Annotated in this window: 17 protein-coding genes, 1 tRNA gene and 1 pseudogene; 12 read left to right on the top strand and 7 right to left on the bottom strand. The window is 66.3% G+C overall.

What is annotated here, in order from left to right; all coding sequences use genetic code 11:
- Window positions 1-71 precede the first annotated feature (71 nt).
- Window positions 72-443 (top strand): STAS domain-containing protein, encoded by a 372-nt coding sequence (locus tag AB0I19_RS01365; RefSeq protein ID WP_067488991.1) that lies wholly within the window; start codon window positions 72-74, stop codon window positions 441-443.
- 54 nt (window positions 444-497) lie between these two features.
- Here the strand turns inward: AB0I19_RS01365 and AB0I19_RS01360 are convergent, their stop codons facing one another.
- Window positions 498-2,051 carry an acyl-CoA carboxylase subunit beta gene (locus AB0I19_RS01360; protein ID WP_181697288.1) on the bottom strand — a complete coding sequence of 518 codons (1,554 nt, stop codon included), beginning with the start codon at window positions 2,049-2,051 and terminating at the stop codon, window positions 498-500.
- A 352-nt stretch (window positions 2,052-2,403) separates the two neighbouring features.
- Here AB0I19_RS01360 and AB0I19_RS01355 point away from each other — a divergent pair, with 352 nt between their 5' ends.
- From AB0I19_RS01355 to AB0I19_RS01320, 8 genes are all read left to right on the top strand, one after another.
- Window positions 2,404-2,565: a hypothetical protein gene (locus tag AB0I19_RS01355; RefSeq protein ID WP_357143239.1), complete on the top strand. Its 162-nt coding sequence runs from the start codon at window positions 2,404-2,406 to the stop codon at window positions 2,563-2,565.
- Between the two features lie 194 nt (window positions 2,566-2,759).
- Window positions 2,760-4,022 carry a helix-turn-helix domain-containing protein gene (locus AB0I19_RS01350; RefSeq protein WP_067488994.1) on the top strand — a complete coding sequence of 421 codons (1,263 nt, stop codon included), beginning with the start codon at window positions 2,760-2,762 and terminating at the stop codon, window positions 4,020-4,022.
- A gap of 200 nt (window positions 4,023-4,222) precedes the next feature.
- Entirely contained in the window at window positions 4,223-5,143 is a 921-nt protein-coding gene (locus AB0I19_RS01345; RefSeq protein WP_357143237.1) for an alpha/beta hydrolase-fold protein, read from the top strand.
- 52 nt (window positions 5,144-5,195) lie between these two features.
- Window positions 5,196-5,627, top strand: a complete 432-nt coding sequence (locus tag AB0I19_RS01340; RefSeq protein WP_357143235.1) for a DUF3592 domain-containing protein — start codon at window positions 5,196-5,198, stop codon at window positions 5,625-5,627.
- Between the two features lie 80 nt (window positions 5,628-5,707).
- Window positions 5,708-6,616: a TIGR03564 family F420-dependent LLM class oxidoreductase gene (locus AB0I19_RS01335; protein WP_357143233.1), complete on the top strand. Its 909-nt coding sequence runs from the start codon at window positions 5,708-5,710 to the stop codon at window positions 6,614-6,616.
- A gap of 90 nt (window positions 6,617-6,706) precedes the next feature.
- Window positions 6,707-7,798, top strand: coding sequence for a mechanosensitive ion channel domain-containing protein (locus AB0I19_RS01330; protein WP_357143231.1), 1,092 nt, complete (start codon window positions 6,707-6,709; stop codon window positions 7,796-7,798).
- A 57-nt stretch (window positions 7,799-7,855) separates the two neighbouring features.
- A tRNA-Pro gene (locus tag AB0I19_RS01325) sits at window positions 7,856-7,929 on the top strand.
- Window positions 7,930-8,113: 184 nt separating this feature from the next.
- Window positions 8,114-8,749 carry a hypothetical protein gene (locus AB0I19_RS01320; RefSeq protein ID WP_357143229.1) on the top strand — a complete coding sequence of 212 codons (636 nt, stop codon included), beginning with the start codon at window positions 8,114-8,116 and terminating at the stop codon, window positions 8,747-8,749.
- Here AB0I19_RS01320 and AB0I19_RS01315 read toward each other — a convergent pair.
- The 6 genes and pseudogenes from AB0I19_RS01315 to AB0I19_RS01290 all read right to left on the bottom strand — a co-directional run bounded on the left by AB0I19_RS01315 (window position 8,724) and on the right by AB0I19_RS01290 (window position 14,475).
- Window positions 8,724-9,827: a hypothetical protein gene (locus AB0I19_RS01315; RefSeq protein ID WP_357145154.1), complete on the bottom strand. Its 1,104-nt coding sequence runs from the start codon at window positions 9,825-9,827 to the stop codon at window positions 8,724-8,726. The genes AB0I19_RS01320 and AB0I19_RS01315 overlap by 26 nt on opposite strands.
- 255 nt (window positions 9,828-10,082) lie before the next feature.
- Window positions 10,083-10,297, bottom strand: a pseudogene (locus AB0I19_RS01310) (DUF6196 family protein); the annotation flags it as partial.
- A 136-nt stretch (window positions 10,298-10,433) separates the two neighbouring features.
- Window positions 10,434-11,585, bottom strand: coding sequence for a hypothetical protein (locus tag AB0I19_RS01305; RefSeq protein ID WP_357143227.1), 1,152 nt, complete (start codon window positions 11,583-11,585; stop codon window positions 10,434-10,436).
- A 525-nt stretch (window positions 11,586-12,110) separates the two neighbouring features.
- Window positions 12,111-12,359: a hypothetical protein gene (locus tag AB0I19_RS01300; protein WP_357143225.1), complete on the bottom strand. Its 249-nt coding sequence runs from the start codon at window positions 12,357-12,359 to the stop codon at window positions 12,111-12,113.
- 340 nt (window positions 12,360-12,699) lie between these two features.
- Window positions 12,700-13,596: a glycosyltransferase gene (locus tag AB0I19_RS01295; RefSeq protein WP_357143223.1), complete on the bottom strand. Its 897-nt coding sequence runs from the start codon at window positions 13,594-13,596 to the stop codon at window positions 12,700-12,702.
- A gap of 3 nt (window positions 13,597-13,599) precedes the next feature.
- A complete protein-coding gene (locus AB0I19_RS01290) occupies window positions 13,600-14,475 on the bottom strand; it encodes a glycosyltransferase (RefSeq protein WP_357143221.1) in 876 nt (291 codons plus the stop codon).
- Window positions 14,476-14,652: 177 nt separating this feature from the next.
- Between AB0I19_RS01290 and AB0I19_RS01285 the strand changes: the two genes are divergently transcribed.
- The 3 genes from AB0I19_RS01285 to AB0I19_RS01275 are packed head-to-tail and all read left to right on the top strand — an operon-like array spanning window position 14,653 to window position 17,823.
- Window positions 14,653-15,621 (top strand): glycosyltransferase, encoded by a 969-nt coding sequence (locus tag AB0I19_RS01285; RefSeq protein ID WP_357145049.1) that lies wholly within the window; start codon window positions 14,653-14,655, stop codon window positions 15,619-15,621.
- A 31-nt stretch (window positions 15,622-15,652) separates the two neighbouring features.
- Entirely contained in the window at window positions 15,653-16,864 is a 1,212-nt protein-coding gene (locus tag AB0I19_RS01280) for a glycosyltransferase (RefSeq protein ID WP_357143219.1), read from the top strand.
- The gene (locus tag AB0I19_RS01275; RefSeq protein WP_357143217.1) at window positions 16,861-17,823 is read left to right on the top strand and encodes a UDP-glucuronic acid decarboxylase family protein; all 963 of its coding nucleotides are present in this window, start codon (window positions 16,861-16,863) and stop codon (window positions 17,821-17,823) included. The genes AB0I19_RS01280 and AB0I19_RS01275 overlap by 4 nt, the downstream gene beginning before the upstream one ends.
- Window positions 17,824-17,892: the final 69 nt, after the last annotated feature.

Here is a 17,892-nt window from a genome sequence, read left to right as displayed (position 1 = left end):
GTCCGCTTTCATCGGGTAAGTTGAGTAAGATGTGTTCGCCGACCCGGCGACACCGAGGCAAGAGGTGGAAAGTGGCGAATCGCGACCAGAACGGAATCCCCGACCTCGATGTGCAGGTACGCGCCGAAGACGGATTCGAAATCCTCACCGTTCGCGGCGAAGTCGACATGGCATCGGCGCCGCAGTTGCAGGCCGCGCTGGAAAAGGCACAGCAGGGTGGAAATACGCTCGTCGTCGACATGACCCAGGTGGGATTCCTCGGGTCGGCCGGACTCAGCGCGCTGCTCGTCGTGTCGAAAGCGGCACCGGGCCAGTTGCGGGTGGTCGCCTCCCGTGAGGTGGCCCGCCCCATCGAGCTGACCGGCCTGGACAAGCTCCTCGCCGTGTACAGCACCCTCGAAGCGGCCGTCGCCGCCACCGACGGGGCACCCTCCGCGCTGTAAGCGCACGCCGGGCGGTGCCCGGATCGGTCGTATGCGATCCGGGCACCGCGGCACTCACATCGGATAGACCGAGTGCTTGCGCGGGTTGAATTCCCGTGCCACCGGCGGTTTGTCGCGCAACAGGCGGAGCGCGTGGCGGATCTCGAGCCGGGTACGCGCCGGTTCGATGACGGCATCGATGTAGCCGCGTTCGGCCGCGATCCAGGGCGTGGCGACCGTCTCGTTGTACTGGTTGATCATGAATTCCCGTGCGGCGGCCCGATGTTCCTCGGGGACCGCCGCCAGCTGCCGCTTGCCGATCAGGTCGACCGCGCTCTCGGCGCCGATCACCGCGATCCGCGCCGTCGGCCACGCGAAGCTCACGTCGGCGCCCACCTGACGCGCCGCCATCATCCCGTAGGCACCGCCGTAGGACTTGCGCACCACGAGATTGATGATCGGCACGGTGGCCTCGATGATCGCCCTCGGCACCCGGCCACCACGGATGATCACGCCCGCCGCCTCCTGATCGAGTCCCGGCAGCACACCGGGTGTGTCGACGACGAACACCAGCGGGATGTTGAACGCGTCGCAGAGCCGGATGAAGTAGGTCGACTTGTCCGAGCATGCCGCGTCGATCGAACCACCCAGCACGAGCGGCTGATTGGCGATCACACCGACCGGATACCCGTCCACCCGCGCGAAGCCGGTGATGAGATTGGGGGCGAAAGCCGCACGGATCTCGTGGAACTCGCCGTCGTCGAAGATCCGCAGCAGGATCTCGTGCATGTCGTAGCCGGTGCGATCGGAGTCGGGAATGATCGTGTCGAGCTCACGGTCCGAGCCGGTGATCTCCGGCTCCAGACCGGGATTCACGATCGGCGGCTGCTCGAGACAACTCGACGGCATGTAGCTGAGATAGGCCCGTGCCCAGGCGTAGGCATCGGCCTCGGTTTTCGCCACGTGGTGCAGCGTGCCGCGCTCGGCCTGCACCGCGGCCCCGCCGAGGTCTTCGGCGCTGATGTCCTCACCGTTGACGGCTTTGATCACCTCCGGCCCGGTGACGAACATGTACGAATCCTCGGTCCCGATCAGCACATCGGTATTGATCGGCCCGTACACCGACCCCGCCGCGCACTTGCCGAGAATGATCGACACCTGCGGCACATACCCCGACAGCTTCTCCAGTACCCGGGAGATGTCACCGAACGACGCGATCGACCCCACCGCGTCCTGGATGCGCGCACCGCCGGAGTCGTTGATCGTCACCACGGGGCAGCCGGAATCGAACGCCAGCTTCAGTGCCCGCATGAACTTGCGCGCCGACACCACGCCCACCGATCCGCCGTACACGGTCTGGTCGTGCGCGATCACCACCACCGGCCGCCCGTCGATCAGGCCCCGCCCGGTGACCAGGCCGTCGCCGTAGAGCGCATCGGGCTGGTCGGGCTGGCGCGCCAAGGCGCCCACCTCGATGAACGTCCCCGGGTCGAGCAGCATGTTCAGCCGCTCCCGCACGCTCGGCACGCCCTTCTTCGCCCGCTTCGCGACGCCGGCCGCACCCGCGGGTTCCGCGGCGATCGCCAGGATCTTGACCAACTCGTCGAGCTTCGCCTGCGTTGTCGCCACGCTCGCTGCCACCTTCCAACCACCTGTAGTACTCCGGGCGAACCTAGGCCCAATCGCGCGCGCACACGACGCCTGTGTGCGGTATGTGGACAGGTCACAGTGATCGGTGGGGATCCCTCGTGGTTCCGACAACCCCGTTGTGTTCCGCGCCGAACCTGTGGTCCATACCTGATCGCGCGGCACAAGGCGATATGACGACCGCGCCGAATTGTTGTGGATTTCTCCGAGAATGGCGCGTCGAACCAAATGGAAACGTCAAAAGCCGTCGCCGACACGTGAATTCGAGATTGCCGCCGTGATCTGATCGAGATGTCCCGAACATGGGATGTTCACCGAACGCGAGGAAGTACGTATGAACTCCAGAATTGCCCGCCCGATTGCCGTTGCCGCCCTTGCTCTCTCGGCCGCCGCGCTCGGCACCGGCACCGCGGCCGCGGCCAGCCCTGTCGCCGGGTCGGTCGAGGTTTGCGCGCCGCTGCCGCTTGGCCCGCTCGAGCTGAGCCTGTGCCTCTGACCGGCTAGATCGGTGCGGTGAGCTGGTGTGGGCGGGCGTCGGGGCCGCCCACACCGGCAGGTATCCGGTACTTGTCGTAACCCTAATCATTCCTCCATTCTCTTGACCTTTGTCACAAGCGAAGCCCGGACGTGACAATGGCCTACGCGGTAGTTTGGTCACTTGCCCAGCGATCTGGGTGGGAAGGATTCATCATGGCTGTCACAACTTCCATCGAACCGTTCTTGACCGCTTCGGGCCGCCCGGTGTCAACCCCGTTGAAAGACGTGCGCACAATCTCGCGCCAGATGGTGGTGCATTTCATCGAAAACGTCGTCCCCTGCGCGACGCTGCCGGGCGAAGCGCTCGACGGCGACGTCACCACCGTCACCAGGGTCTGCCTCGAGCTCACCCGGAGCATGCTCGACGGTCGCGATCTGCCCGGCCGGGTGGAGCGCGTACAGGCCGCCGCCGCCGACTGGGCGCGCGAGGGCATCCCGATCGACACCATCCACCACGCCGTCCACGAGGGCTTCAAACTCGGCTTCGACCTGGTGATCACCAACGTCACCAACCACGACTACGACACCGTGGTCGGCGTGGCCCGGCGCCTGATGGACGCCCAGGACATGATCACCTCCGCCGTCTCCGCGGCCTACGTGCGCGAGCTTCGCGCCGTCGTCAGCGAACACCACACCGCCGTGCACACCCTCACCTCCGCACTGCTCGGCGGCCAGAACACCTCGACGATGGCCCGCGAATGCGGCATCGAGGTCGCCGACGAATACCACGTGATGGCCCTGGAGCTGCCACCGCATCCGGAGGAATCCGAGCCCGGCCTGAACGCGAAAGTCGTTGCGCGACGCAAGTTGCGGCGTGTGCAGGCCGAACTCGCCAACCGCTGCGACGGCAAGGTCCTGTCGCTGCTCAGCGTCGACGGCGGCACCCTGCTGCTGCCCGCCACCGAGTTCACCGAGCCCGAGCTCGACGAGCTGATCGTGCACCTGTCCACCGCCGCCCAGGTGCCGGTGCGTGCCGTGGTGATGTCGGCCGCGCCGGGCGAGATCCCGCGCGCCGCGGAACAAGTCCACGAACTCGTCGAGATCGTGCACCGGCTCGGCGGCCCGAGCAAGGTCTACCGCCCGCACGAACTGGCCTTCGAATACCAGCTCACCCGCCCCGGCCCCGCCCGCGACTACCTGAGTTCGGTCGTCGATTCCCTCGAAGCGCATCCGGAACTCATGCAGACCCTCGAGGTCTACATGGCCACCAATATGCAGCGCTCACGCACGGCCCGGAAGATGTTCATCCACACCAATACCGTCGACTACCGGCTCAAGCGGATCAGCCAGATGACGGGATTCGACCTCAACGACGTCACCGGATTGTGTTACCTGCGGGCGGCGCTGCTCATCCGCGCGCACCGGGGAACGGCGTCGAGCGACATCTCCCCTGACCGGGGTTCCCGCGCCGGCTGAGGGCCGCGTGCCCCCATTTCTGGGGTCTGGCCGCACTTTCCTACGAACGGGATCGTTCTTCGATAAGGGTGCACCCGTCGCGTCGCGCGAGCCTCACCGGGGCGGACAGCGAGCGTGGGCACCTGTCCGAGCACCCGTGATCGCTCTCGATCACCGGTTCGGCGATCGAGAGGAACCCCCCGTTGTCCAGACTCCGGCTTGTGATCCTGGCTCTTGTCACCGTTCTGGTCGCCCTGGCGCCCTCGTTCATCCCGGCTCCCGCACAGGCCGCGGCCACGGTGCGGTGGGAAGCGCGGGTCAGTGACCGCATCCTCGATATCGGGATCTCCTCGCCGAACCTCGAGGGTCCCGACTTCGCGGTGAAGGTGGTGCGGTTGCTGCTCCCACCCGGCTGGTCGAAGGACGCCACCCGCACCTGGCCCACGATCTGGGTTCTGCACGGCGGGTTCGACGATCACAAGTCCTGGACCGACAAGGGCGATCTCGAAGCCCTCGCCGCAAACACCGACGCCATCTACGTGCTCCCCGAAACCAGTTGGTGCAGTGCCTATTCCGACTGGTGGAACTACGGTTCCTACGGCGCGCCCGCCTGGGAGAAATACCTGATGGGCGACGTGCGGACCCTGCTGGAATCGACCTACCGCGCGAACACCACCCGCGCCGTCGCGGGCAACTCGATGGGCGGTCTCGGCGCGATGAAATTCGCCGCGAAGTACCAGGGTTGGTTCCGTTCGGCGGCCAGTTTCAGCGGCAACGTCGACCCGCTGCACGACTCGGGCGCTCCCGGTGAACCGGACAAGCCCGGCCAGGGATGTGCCGCGGACTGGAAACGCGTCTGGGGTGACTACACGGCCCAGCGCCACATCTGGGAGCAGAACAACCCCTACACCCAAGCAGCCGAGCTGACCGGTATCCCCCTGTTCGTCAGCTACGGCAAGAACGGGCTCGTCGAATCCGCTGTCTACGAGCAGAACTCGCGCTTCGTCGCCGAACTGGAGAACACGCCCGGCGTGGACGTCAGGGAACGCTATGACGCAGGGGCCGGACACGACTGGTCGGCCTGGTCGTCGGCGATGTCCTGGGCGCTGCGGGATCTCCTGCGCTCCGTGGGCGTCGGCTGATCAGTTCCGGACCGCCGGAGGCTGCTCGCCCTCGCGAGCCGGATGCGCGTGAATGTCGTGGGGAGGGAAGACCGTGTCGACGGAATGGTTGTTCGCTCTGATTCCGGGTTGCCTGGGGTCGGTCTTCTTCGTCATCGGCCTGGTCATGATTCGCCGTACTCGAAATTTGAAGAGCTCCGGCGCGAAAGCGGGCGGCACAGTAGTCCGATTGGCGACCAGTTCGGGACAGAACGGCACCCTGTATCACCCGGTGGTCCGGTGGGTGACGGCCGACGGGCGCACCGTGGAGGAACGCGCCGTCATCGGCAAGTCGTGGATTGTGAACTTCCGGCCCGGCACGCCGGTACTCGTTCATTACGATCCGGATCGCCCGGCGAAGATGGTCATCGAGGGCTACAGCGGCGGTTCGGAATGGTTGTTCTGCCTGCTTGGCGCGGGTGTGCTCGGCGCGACTCTCACGGTGTGCCTGGCGGCGGCTTTCTGAGCCAGGCGGACCTTTCGATCGGGGTGATCAGATAGCGGCATTTCGGAACAAAGCCTTCCGAGGGCCCGGTTGGACCGGGCATGACTCTCGGAATCGCGCTCGCCGTCGAAAACGCCACCAATTACGTCGACGACATCGTCGAGCAGGCACGCTATGTCGCCGAACAGGGTGTGCCCGCAGTGTGGTTCGGGCAGCGGATGGACTACGACTCCCCCACCCTCGCCGCGATCGTCGGGCGTGAGATACCCACCTTGCAGGTCGGTACCTCCGCCATTCCGGTGACGGGGCGGCATCCGCTGCTGATCTCGTCGCAGGCACAGACCGCCCAGGCCGCCACGCACGGCCGCTACCATCTCGGTCTCGCGGTCGGCTCCACCTTGTCCGCGAGTGCCTTCGGTCAGCCGTTCGATCGGCCCATCGCCAGGCTGCGCGAGTTCCTCACCGCCTTGCGGCAGCTTCTCGACACCGGCACCGCCGACGTCCACGGCGAACTGTTCACCACCACCCCGGCGCTACCGACCTCGGTTCCCGGCGCCGAGCGGCTTCCGGTGCTGGTGGCCGCCATGGGACCGCAGGCACTGCGCGTCACCGGCGAACTCGCCGACGGCACCCTGCCCTACCTCGCCGGACCCAGGACGCTGAGCGAACACATCGTTCCCGAGATCACCAGGGCGGCAACCGCTCCCCCGCGGATCGTCGCCTTCGTGCCTGCCGTCGTCACCGCCGATGTAGAGACGGCCCGTTCCGAAGCGTTGCGGCACTTGGCCTTCTACGAGCAAATTCCGTCCTATCGCCGCGTCCTCGACCTCGAAGGAGTCGCCAGGGCGGCAGACCTCGCACTGATCGGTGACGAGGAAACCGTCGCCGCGGGCATCCGCCGCTACTTCGACGCGGGCGCCACCGAAGTCGTCCTCACCGCGACCGACCTCACCGGCCAGGACGACCACCGCCGCACCATTGCCCTAGTGGGCGAACTCGCCCGGCGATGATCCGCTGCCATCAGAACGTCATGTCTGAGGCCGCGACACCCGGGTAAGCCACCGGCTGAGGCGAGTCGAGAACGAGAGGAGTTCGATCTCGTGGAAGACCTGTTGCGGCCGATGCTCGTGGTGTTCGGCACGATCGCGATCACCGTGGCCGCCGGCCTGGCGATCGACCGGATGCTGCGCTACAGCGCCCGCCGCCGTCCCGGTGTCCACCTGAATTCGGTACGCCGGGTACGGGTACCCCTCCAATTGCTGCTGGGCACACTGCTTTTGCGTGCCCTCTACCCCCTGGCCGACGTGGATCCACGCCGCGACACGGTGGTCCAGAATTTCCTCGCCACCGCCGCGCTGATCGCGGCAGCGTGGTTGGTGATTCGCGCCACCGACGCTGTCGCCGAGCACCTGCTGCGCCGCTATGCCCAACGCACAACAGAGGTTTCGCGGGTGCGGCAGTTGCGCACCCAGCTCGGACTGGTGCGCCGCATCATCACCTCGGTGCTCGTCGTGACCACCGCGGCGGTCGTGATCCTGCTGCTGTTCCCCAGCCTGCGCACACTCGGCACCTCGATGCTCGCCTCGGCGGGCGTCATCGGCATCATCGCGGGCGTGGCCGCCCAATCCACGCTGAGCAACCTGATGGCCGGGCTACAGATCGCCTTCGGCGACTCGGTCAAGATCGGCGACACGGTGGTCGTCGAAGGCGAATGGGGCGTGGTCGAGGACATCACCCTCGCCTTCCTCACCGTCCGCATCTGGGACGACCGCCGCCTCACCATGCCGGTCTCCTACTTCAACAGCAAGCCCTACGAGAACTGGTCACGCGGCGGCTCCGAAGTCACCGGCACCGTCGCCCTCCACCTCGACCACTCCACCCCCATCCCCGCCCTCCGCGAACACCTGCACACCTACCTGCGCCAACGCCCCGACTGGGACGGCCGCACCTGGAGCCTGCTCGTCACCGACAGCACCCCAACCAACATCGTCGTCCGCGCCGCCATGTCCGCCGCCGACGCCGACGATGCCTGGACCCTGCGCTGCGCCGTCCGCGAGGAACTCCTCACCTGGCTCTCCGACCACCACCCCCACGCCCTCCCCAAAATCCCCACCCTCATCACCAACCCCACCGACACACCCCCCGAACCAGTCTCGACCACGTCCCGAAACGGCCATCTACCAGCCGATTAGTACTCACGCGGACAGTTGCGGTAATCTTTCCGAGCACCCGGCGACGGGGGCAAGGAACGGGCTGTGGCGCAGCTTGGTAGCGCACTTGACTGGGGGTCAAGTGGTCGCAGGTTCAAATCCTGTCAGCCCGACAGCGAAAACCCCCTCTGACCTGGGTCCGAGGGGGTTTTCTTGTGTCTGGGATCTGTCGTGGCTTGCCCGGATCACAGTGAAACAATCGGTCAGCAGCCGCCCTCGTCCGGGCAGTGACGTCGTCGTACGGCGGTTCAGCGTTGCGGCTACGCTCCGGTCTGTGACGTGGACGGCGGCGGTCTCGTGAGTAGAAGCGGTGTGGTCGAGGCAGCGCGCGTCGCCTTGTCCGCACAGCACCCGGCCGGCTCGTCGGAGCCGTGTGCCTACGCCGTTGTGCGGATGTTCGACGCCACCGTGGGAATCGCGTATCTACCCGACGTCCAGGAAATCGAACGCCGCCGACGGCTCGGTCTCGGCGCGGTCACCCGATTGGACCTGTTGGACGCCGTGATGAATTTGCCGGTCGGGCTGCCGATCTCCGTCGGTGATCTCACCAGCCGTGAGCGCCGGATCATCGGGCAGGCGCCGGCCGGCGTCGTCGAGGTCGAGGGCGGCAACTACGTCCGACGTGCCAGGGCGCCGATATCGGCACGGTTGGCCGTGGTGGCGAGCCGAACATGGCAGGAAGGGCTGCGCTCGGCGGGTCGGTTCGCCCCGTTCTGTAGCCGTGCGATGCTGCTGCGGTCGATCCCGAACGATCTCGCGGAAGCACAAATGCAAGCCTCGTTCTTCGGGATCGGCATCTGCGTGTCCGACGCATCCGGGCTGCGAACGCTCGTCGAACCGCAACTGTATGTGCGACAACGGCATTCGTGCGGCCAGTGGTTGTTCGCCGAGAAGCTGTACGAGAAGACTACCGCGCCCGAACTCGCGCGGTAGTTCCCGGCATCGGCCACCACTCGGGTAGCTCTGCCCAGGAGCGCAGAGTACTCGGCGGCTGGAACGCACCGGGCTGCCTGATCCGCGCGTTGAGCACCGCGGCGTAATCCACGGCTGCCGAGCACAGGTTCTTCCACCAGGTCGCCCGCCCGTCCACTGTCGGCTGGTCATAGAGGTCGTTCGCCCAGGATGCCCACACGTGCACATTGTGGCGGTGCGCGTCGAGAGTGTCGCCCCGGCCGACGAACCGGTCCATCGGCCGTTCCTGACACGACAGGCACGCACACACCGGCGGCCGACTGTCGGCGAACCGCTCGACGAGCGTAGAGCCCTTGTAGAAGGACATCAGTTCGGCGAGCAAAACGGTCGGTGAGGGGTCATTTCCCCCGCCGAACGACCGCTGTCCGAACGGGATGACGTGGCGAAGGCTGCCGCCGGTGCCGAGGGACGTCGCGTAGGCGCCGTGACTCATGGCGTCGAAGCCGGTGAGATCTGTTCGCAGCACGGCGACATCGCCTCCCTCGGCCACCAGTCGACGCAAATTCTGGACCGCCTCCGCGCTTCTTCGCATGGGGTCGAACTGTCCACCGAGCAGCACCGCCTTGGGCCGGTCGAGCCCGGCGGTTGCCGCGATGAGGTGGTCGATGTGATCGTCGCGCAGCCAGGCGATATCGATCGGCAGACTGACGATGACATCGTCGCGCGCGATCCGGTCGGCCGTACGGATCACCGCCCTCAGCGCGTCATCATTCCCGGCGCCGAGGTAGCCGGTCGGCGTCAGCGCCAGGTCGGCCCCGCAGTCGCGCTGAGCTCGCAAGTAGTCGTCGAGTGACAACGGAAACAGATGTTGCGACTCGTCGTCATCGAGCACGAAAGGCTCTTGCTCGGTGGCCAGGGCACGGCGGTACCCTTCGGGATCCCGGAGCAACAGCAGGTCCGGATGCTCGCGACGCAGGGTCTTGATCCCGGCGGCCGCCGTCTTGCCCGTCAGCACCAGCCCAGCGACAGGGGCGGGAAGGGGCACGAGCGCGCGGGCGGTACGCATGTTGGCGTGCAGCAGGATTCGATCGTGCAGCACGGACACCGGCTCCGGCAGCGGCATAGGCCCGGACCGGCGCGCGATGTCGGGCACCTCGGCTCCACCCCCGTATCCATTCGATCCACGCATCCTCGTCATCGAACGACCACCCCCAATTGCCTCGCCGACCGGCTCCGAAAACGATTGTCCCAAGCCGACGGTGCCTTCCGCGCCTAATCGCGTGAACGACGGGAATCCGTCGCAGCGCCCGACGGCCACCGAATACGCGTACGCCGCAACCGCACCGCAAGACGCGCCCCAGTAGTCATCGACCCCACCCCGCTCGCGCTTGCTGCCGCAGACAACGAACACGCCTGTCCCGAACTCAACCTCGAGGCGTGTGGCCGGCCAGCCGACGGGACCAGGTGGCTCCAAACCTGTTGGTACCGGACAATGGCGAGCGTTTCGGTGGTGAGTGCGGGTGGCTGGTCGGCCGGAAAGTCTTCGAAACACCGGACGCCCTTGTGCACACGAGGTCGGCTTGGGCGATCACCCGACGTAGCGCGCGATACAGACGCTGTTGCCCGCCGATAACAGAGGCGACTCACGAAGATCGACTGGGCAATTCGAGAAGCACTCCTTCTAGAACACGGTGATCACGTCGATCTACGGGTACGGCACGACTTCCGGTTGCGCCAGGCCGGTGACGGTTGCGGTGAGGTCGGCGCGGCCGAAGACGGTGTCGAACCAGGTGCGTAGGTAGGTGCGTTGCAGGTCGATCGAGCGGGCCGGGTCGATGGCACCGACCGCCTTCTGTCGTACCTCACCGGGAAGGAGCCCGGTGTCGGCGAGACGGGCAAGGATCAGTTGCTGGTCGCAGAACGACATGTGCTGAGTTCCCCGTACCCGCAGCGGGACTTTCAGCCCGGTGTTGTCCTGCCAATACGGCTCCCAGCCCGGCTCACCGAACCACGGCGAGAACTCGCCGGCCAACATCAGCAGCGGTTGGTCGAGACCGCTCTCGGCGACGGATCCGAGCACAGGGCCGTCCAAGTTCACCCCCGCCCGGATCCGGGGGTCCTCGTGTAGAGCTTGCATAGTGGTCGACCCCCCGAGCGAGTGGCCGAACATCGCCACCCGGCTCGAGTCCAGGTTCTCGATGAGTCCGACTGGTAGCGCCTTCGTGCTCCGCTCGTCGGTGTGGGCGGCGGTCAGTTCGTCGAGGACGAAGCGTGTGTCGGCCACCCGGGTGGGCAGCAACAGGTCACGCAGAACTTCCTGAGGGGAATCCAGCGGTACCTGTGTCAGGGCGGTGCGGCCGTCGGGGAACTCGACGGCGAACGCTTCGTGGGTGTGATTGAGGGCGACGACCACGTAACCGTGGCTGGCGAGATCCTCGGCTTGGGCGGTGCTCCAGCCGGTGGCGTCGCCCATTCCGGGAGAGTTCAACAGGACCGGAAACCCGCCATCGCGCTTGCGGACCGGTGCGTCGCGGCGGCTGTGGCTCGAGGCGAGAGTCCAGGTGCCGGCGGGAACGTCGAGCTCGCTGAGGAATTCCTCCTGCGCGGTCGAAGCACCCGGCGGCATCCATGATGCAGCCTCGGCCGCGGTGTTCTCGGCGGGGTACCAGATCTGGGCCAGCACTTCCCGCGGCCCGCCGGTCCACGGATCGGTGCGGTTCCTGTCGATCAGATGCCATTCGGTGACCCCGACCGGGGACAGGCCGGTCGGCGCGGGCAGCTCCACGCTCACCACGGTCGGCGCCTGCGGAGCCGCAGCACCCAGCCCCGCACCGCTACCTGTCGCGACCAGTGCCATCGCCAGGACTCCCGCGACTCGGCGTAATCCCTTGCCTGCCAATGCCTACCCCCACATCGAATCGGTGATGTGTGGAGCCTACAAGCGCGTACGCCGGGCAGCTTCGTCCAACGGCTGCTCCCAGCAGGGTGTTCGATGAACGGTCGTTTCCGTACGACATGTGAATTTCCGACCGAGCTATCGGCGGCGCACTCCCCCTGCGCTTCGCTATCTGCCGAGATAGTAACGAGCACCAGCGCCGCGATCACCGCCATCTCGATCTCGAGCAATACGGAGTTCCCCGCAGGTCGTGACCGAAGGGGTGTTCGATGCGAAGTTCACTCTCAACGTGTCGTTCAGATTCCAGCTGTTGGGACTCCTGGAACGACGACACGGAGATCACACCGTGCGACGGCGGCCAGCTCCACGACTGTCGTGTTCGTCAGAATCCGGTATCGGCGATCGCCTCTGGCGAGTCATGCTTTCGCAGCTTCCACGTTCGCGCCATTGAACTCGAACGTGGAAGCCGCGGTCGAACTACCTCGCTCAGTTCACGGTGTAGTTCCAGGACCCATTGCAAGCGCCTTGGCGCATCTGGCCGTCGAACCACCACGTGCCTGCCGGGCCCTCGATGTTCCACGTACCGTCGGGCGACAGCAGGTGATTACGGTTCCCGTCCTTGAGAACCGCACGAGAGCGAGCAGCGATGTCGTGGCTCCAATTAGGCTTGTTCCCGATCGGCGTTGTTCGCATCACGATACGAATGGACTTGGGGGTGTTGTTCACGATGGTCAAGCAGGCACCTCGCGAGGGTCCGTCGGCTGATGCGGCGGGAGCGGTCACAGTTATCGCTGCGGCCACAGCAGCGAGTGCGAGTCCGATAGAAGATATGACTGTCTTCATGGTTTCCTCTCGAGAGCTCCCGAAGAAGCGGTATTGCATTGGTGTGCAACTGCTTTAGAGAATATTTGGAAACCTTTTCGACATCCTGAACAAACTCTTGGAGCCTGCTCGTGCCGCTCTCGCGCGTTTCCGGTGCCGACCACTGACCCAGTTCTGGACAACGTGGGGTCTCAACACCGCGCTCGGTTTCTCAGCCGGTTCGAAAATGTCGACGGTTCGTGAGGCACGCCGACTAGCCGACGTAGCGGCGGGCGGTCGAGTTGCGTTGCGAGGCTTCCAGCAGGACGAGGCCCGCCTCGACCTGGGCGGGCAGGACCTTTCGTTCGCGCAATACCCATGGCAGCCCGCGTAGGGCCGCGAATACGGCGGCGGCTGTCGTGCGGTCGGCGGGGGCCGATCTGAGGACGACGGCGGTGCGGCGGGCCGCGCTGCGGGCCGGTCGGCGCAACCACAGGGTCCACAGCGTGTTGCGGATTCCGAGCCCGCGACGGTGGGTGGCGTCGCGGGTGCGGGAGGGCTCGTGGTGGATGATCATGTCTTCCACCCAGCACATCCACCATCCGCGTGCCGCGAGATCCAACGCGAGCAGCTCTTCCTCGCCCGCGAACCACAGGCGCCGGGAGAAGCCACCCACCTCCTCGAACGCGCGCACGCGGAAGGCGGACAGGCCGGCCATCACTCCCAGGAGCGCGGGCCCGGGCAGCCAGTCGGGGCCGGAGATCGGCGAATCGCGGAATTCGGGAGTGATCGGGTCTTCGCGCAGGTCGGGTGCGACGAGACAGCGTCCCGTCACCGATCCTAGATCGGGATACTCGTCGAGCAGATCCGCCGCGCGAGTCAACGCACCTGGCTGCCAGCGGGTGTCGTCATCACAGAAGGCCACGTAGGGCGTTCGCACCCGCTCGACGGCGAGGTTCCGACCGAGAGCACCCAGGTTTTCGGCGGAGCGGATCAAGTGCACCTGCGGGTAGTTCGCCGCGACCGCGTCGGCCGTGCCGTCGGCGGAGCCGTTGTCGACGAGGATGATCGGTGCCGCGTCGGGCAGCGCGGTCATATGCGCGAGGGTCTGCAGCAGCTGGTCACGCCGGTCACGGGTGATGATGACAACCGTCATCCGGTGTGTCGACATCGGTCAGCTCCTTGTGTGGGCGAGTTCGAGTGTCCTGGCACGGATTTCGATTTCCGGGGGCAGAGGACGCCGCTGCGCCAACGCTTTCGGCAACCGTTGGACGATCTGGGCGACGGTCAACAGCGTCTGCGGCTCGCGCACGATCCGGCGAACCAGGTCGATCGACTCCGTGGCGCAGTGCCGTAGTGGTCGCCGCATCCAGGTGATCAAGGCGTTGTTGCGCTGTTCGGCCCGCCGCCGCCACGCCTGCGGGGGTCGGTGGGTGGAGGGGTGATGGTGGGCCCGCACCGTCGGCACGTAACACAGATGCCAACCGCGGGCGGCCAGGTCGAGCGAGAGCAATCGTTCCTCGGCACCGAAATGCAGCAGTGGGCTGAATCCGGCGGCCTGCGCATATGCCTCTTTTCGCACGATCGCCGCACACGCCAGGAAGCCGAGAACCGACGGACCGGGCAGGCCCGGATCGTGTCCGAGCGGGCTGTCGGCCATCAGTTCGTTGACGGGATCGTCTCGATGCTCAGAGCCGACGAGAGTGCGTCCGGCGATCAGGCCCACCTGTGGATAGGAATCCAATATCCGTTCGGCTTCGGCGAGCGCGTCGCTTGCCCACCAGGAGTCGTCGTCGCTGAAGGCGACGTACGGTGTTCGGGCGATCGCCACGCCGAGATTGCGGGCGGCCGCTCCACGATTGTCGGCCAACCGGACAACGTGTACGTCCGGGAATGTTTCGGCCGTGTCGGCGGTGTTGTCGTCGGATGCGTTGTCGAGTACGACGATCGCCGGGCGCGGACTCAGCGCGCACAACTCGGTGAGCGTTCTCGCCAATTCGGTCGCGCGATTTCGAGTGGCGATGACGACCGTGATCTTGCTCGTACTCATGACGCCCGCCCCGGCAGCAGCTCGTCGAGCGCCTCCGAGGTCGATGCGTCCACCGTGCGGAACTTTGCCCATTCGATGACGAATACGCACATGTCTCGACAGATACCCGGTGTCTGCCGCGCCAATCAGCGGGGCACCGCGCGGTTTGATCACGCGGCGAACGGCAAGAACTACGACATGATCGGACCGCGCAGAATTCTTCTGTGGCATGTGCACGGCTCGTGGACCACCGCCTTCGTCCAAGGGCCGCATCACTATCTGTTACCGATAACCGACGAGCGCGGACCGTGGGGCCTTGGCCGGTGCGGACGCGACTGGCCGAATACCGAAGAGGTCACCGTCGACGCGTTGCGCGACATCGAGGTGGATGTGCTCGTGCTGCAACGTCCCGAGGAGATCGACCTCGCGCATCGATGGCTCGGGCGGCGACCCGGCGTCGACATCCCCGCCGTCTATGTAGAGCACAACACCCCACGTCCGAGCGCGGCGCTCACCACGCATCCGATGGCGGAGCGAACCGATATACCCGTCGTGCACGTCACCTATTTCAACGAGGTGATGTGGGACAACGGCACGGCGCCCACGCGTGTCATCCCGCACGGGATCGTGGATCCCGGTGAGCTCTACACCGGCGAACTGCCCCACGGTGTCGCGCTGATCAACGAGCCGATGCGGCGCGGGCGGATCACCGGCAGTGATCTGCTGACCCGCTTCGCACGCGAAGGTCCGGTCGATCTCTATGGGATCGGCGCGCAGGACTTCCGGCCGCAAGAACCGACCGCGCATCCGGTCAACGGGATAGCGGATCTGCGGCAGTCGGCATTGCACCCCGAGATGGCCAAGAGGCGCGTGTACCTGCACACCGCGCGGTGGACTTCGCTCGGGCTGTCGCTGCTGGAAGCCATGCACCTGGGGATGCCGGTAGTGGCGCTGGCGACCACCGAGGCCGTCAGCGCGGTACCGCCCGAGGCAGGCGCGCTCTCCACGGACGTCAGCACCCTCACCGCGAGATTTCGCGAATTGCTCCACGAACCCGATCTGGCGGTGCTCGCGGGGAAATCGGGACGGCAGTTCGCGCTGGAGCACTACGGCCTCGAGAGCTTCCTGCATCGCTGGGATCGCCTACTGGCCGAGATCACCGAATAGAGGCGGCATCCAGGTCGGGAAAGGCGGAAACATGAAGATCGCGATGGTGTCCGAACACGCCAGCCCGCTCGCCACCTTGGGTGGCGTCGATGCCGGCGGGCAGAACGTGCACGTCGCGGAGTTGTCCGCGGCCCTGTGCCGGCAGGGTCACGACGTCACGGTGTACACGCGGCGCGAGAGCGCGCGGGTGTCCGACACTGTCACCACCGCAGCTGGTTATCGCGTGGTGCACGTTCCGGCGGGACCCGCGCATCCCGTGCCGAAGGACGAACTTCTGCCCTATATGCCGGAATTCGGAAATTTCCTGCGCGCGCGGTGGCGTGACGACTGTCCCGATGTGGTGCACGCCCATTTCTGGATGTCGGGTCTGGCCGCTCTGGCCGCGGTTCGCGATACCGATATCCCGGTGGTACAGACTTTTCACGCACTGGGTGTCGTGAAACGTCGGTATCAGGGCAACGCCGACACCAGCCCGCCCGACCGGCTGCGGCTGGAACAACAGGTGGCCGAGCAGGCAGACCGAATCATCGCCACCTGCACTGACGAAGTATTCGAACTCGCTCGAATGGGTGTTCCGCGCCGCCGGACATCGGTGGTTCCGTGCGGCGTGGACCTCGACCAGTTCTCCCCCGACGGCCCGAAAGCCGCGAGGACAGCCGAGCACCGCCTCATCAGTGTGGGGCGACTCGTGCCGCGCAAGGGTTTCGACATCGCCGTCACCGCCCTCGCCGAGCTGGCCGGGACCGAACTGGTGCTGGTCGGCGGACCGGACGGCCGGCTGGCCGACGACCCGGAAGCACAGCGACTGCTGAGGTCGGCCGACGACCTCGGCGTCGGCGACCGGCTGCACATGCTCGGCCAGGTGCCTCGAACGCAGATGGCTCCCCTGTTGCGTTCAGCCGATGTCGCGGTGTGCACACCGTGGTACGAGCCGTTCGGCATCACCCCCCTCGAGGCCATGGCGTGCGGTGTTCCTGTCGTGGCCGCCGCGGTCGGCGGTCTCATCGACACCGTCGTCGACGGCGGCACCGGCACCTTGGTACCCCCGCGTGATCCCTCCGGGTTGGCAGCGGCGATCCGCGAACTGATCGACGCGCCCGCACTCCGGCGCCGGTACGGTGCGGCCGGGCTCGAGCGCGTCCATACGCGTTATTCGTGGGACCGCGTCGCGGTGGAGACGTTGCGCGCCTATCGCCGGACCGCGGGCGCACGCGTCGCCGACGAGCGAAAGCAAGCACAGTGAGTACCACCGCGACGCGCGCGTTGGTCACCGGCGGTTGTGGTTTCGTCGGATCCCATCTGTGCGAGCAACTCCTCGCGGCGGGCACCGACGTCGTCGCCGTCGACAATTTCGCCACCTCCACCCCCGAGAACGTGGCGGGGTTACTGCATCGGCCGGGCTTCGAACTGCTCCAGCACGACGTCACCGAGCCGTTGCCCGACATCGGCTCCTTCGACGTCGTCTACCATCTCGCGTCGGCCGCCTCGCCGCCGGACTATCTGCGGCTACCGATCGAGACACTGCGAGCCGGCTCGCTGGGCACGACCAATGCCCTGGAACTGGCCGAGCGGAATCACGCGCGTTTCGTACTCGCGTCCACGAGCGAGGTCTACGGCGATCCCGCAGTACATCCGCAACCCGAGAGTTATTGGGGCAACGTCAATTCCATCGGCCCGCGCAGCGTGTACGACGAAGCCAAGCGGTACGCCGAAGCGTTGACGATGGCGTACCGCCGCGAACGCGGGGTGGACACCGGCATCGCCCGGATCTTCAACACCTACGGGCCACGCATGCGTGCCGACGACGGCCGCGTGGTGCCGACATTCATCGCGCGGGCATTGGCGAACGCACCGCTGACCGTGGCGGGCACCGGTGAGCAGACCCGTTCGCTCTGTTATGTCGAGGACACGGTGCTCGGGTTGCGCGCCTTGGCCCGATCCGGGCATCCCGGACCGATCAACATCGGTAATCCGCACGAGTTGTCCGTGCGGGCCCTCGCCGAAGAGATCCGCATCGCCACCGACAGCTCGTCGACGCTGGAATACATCGACGAGGCGGTCGATGATCCGAAGCGGCGTTGCCCGGACATCTCCCTGGCACAACGCGAATTGGGCTGGCAGCCGATGATCACCCGGACCGAGGGGTTGCGCCGCACGATCGAGTGGTTCGCCCGGCAGCGATTCGTGGCGCGGACGGTTTAGCCCCGACTTAACCGGGTAGCGCGTACGCAGGTAGCGGCGGGAGGCGCAACCTCCTGTCGCCTCGATGAG

It is taken from the genome of Nocardia sp. NPDC050413 (assembly GCF_040655475.1).
GTDB classification, from domain to species: domain Bacteria; phylum Actinomycetota; class Actinomycetes; order Mycobacteriales; family Mycobacteriaceae; genus Nocardia; species Nocardia coubleae.
This window is presented reverse-complemented; position numbering and strand designations above follow the sequence as displayed.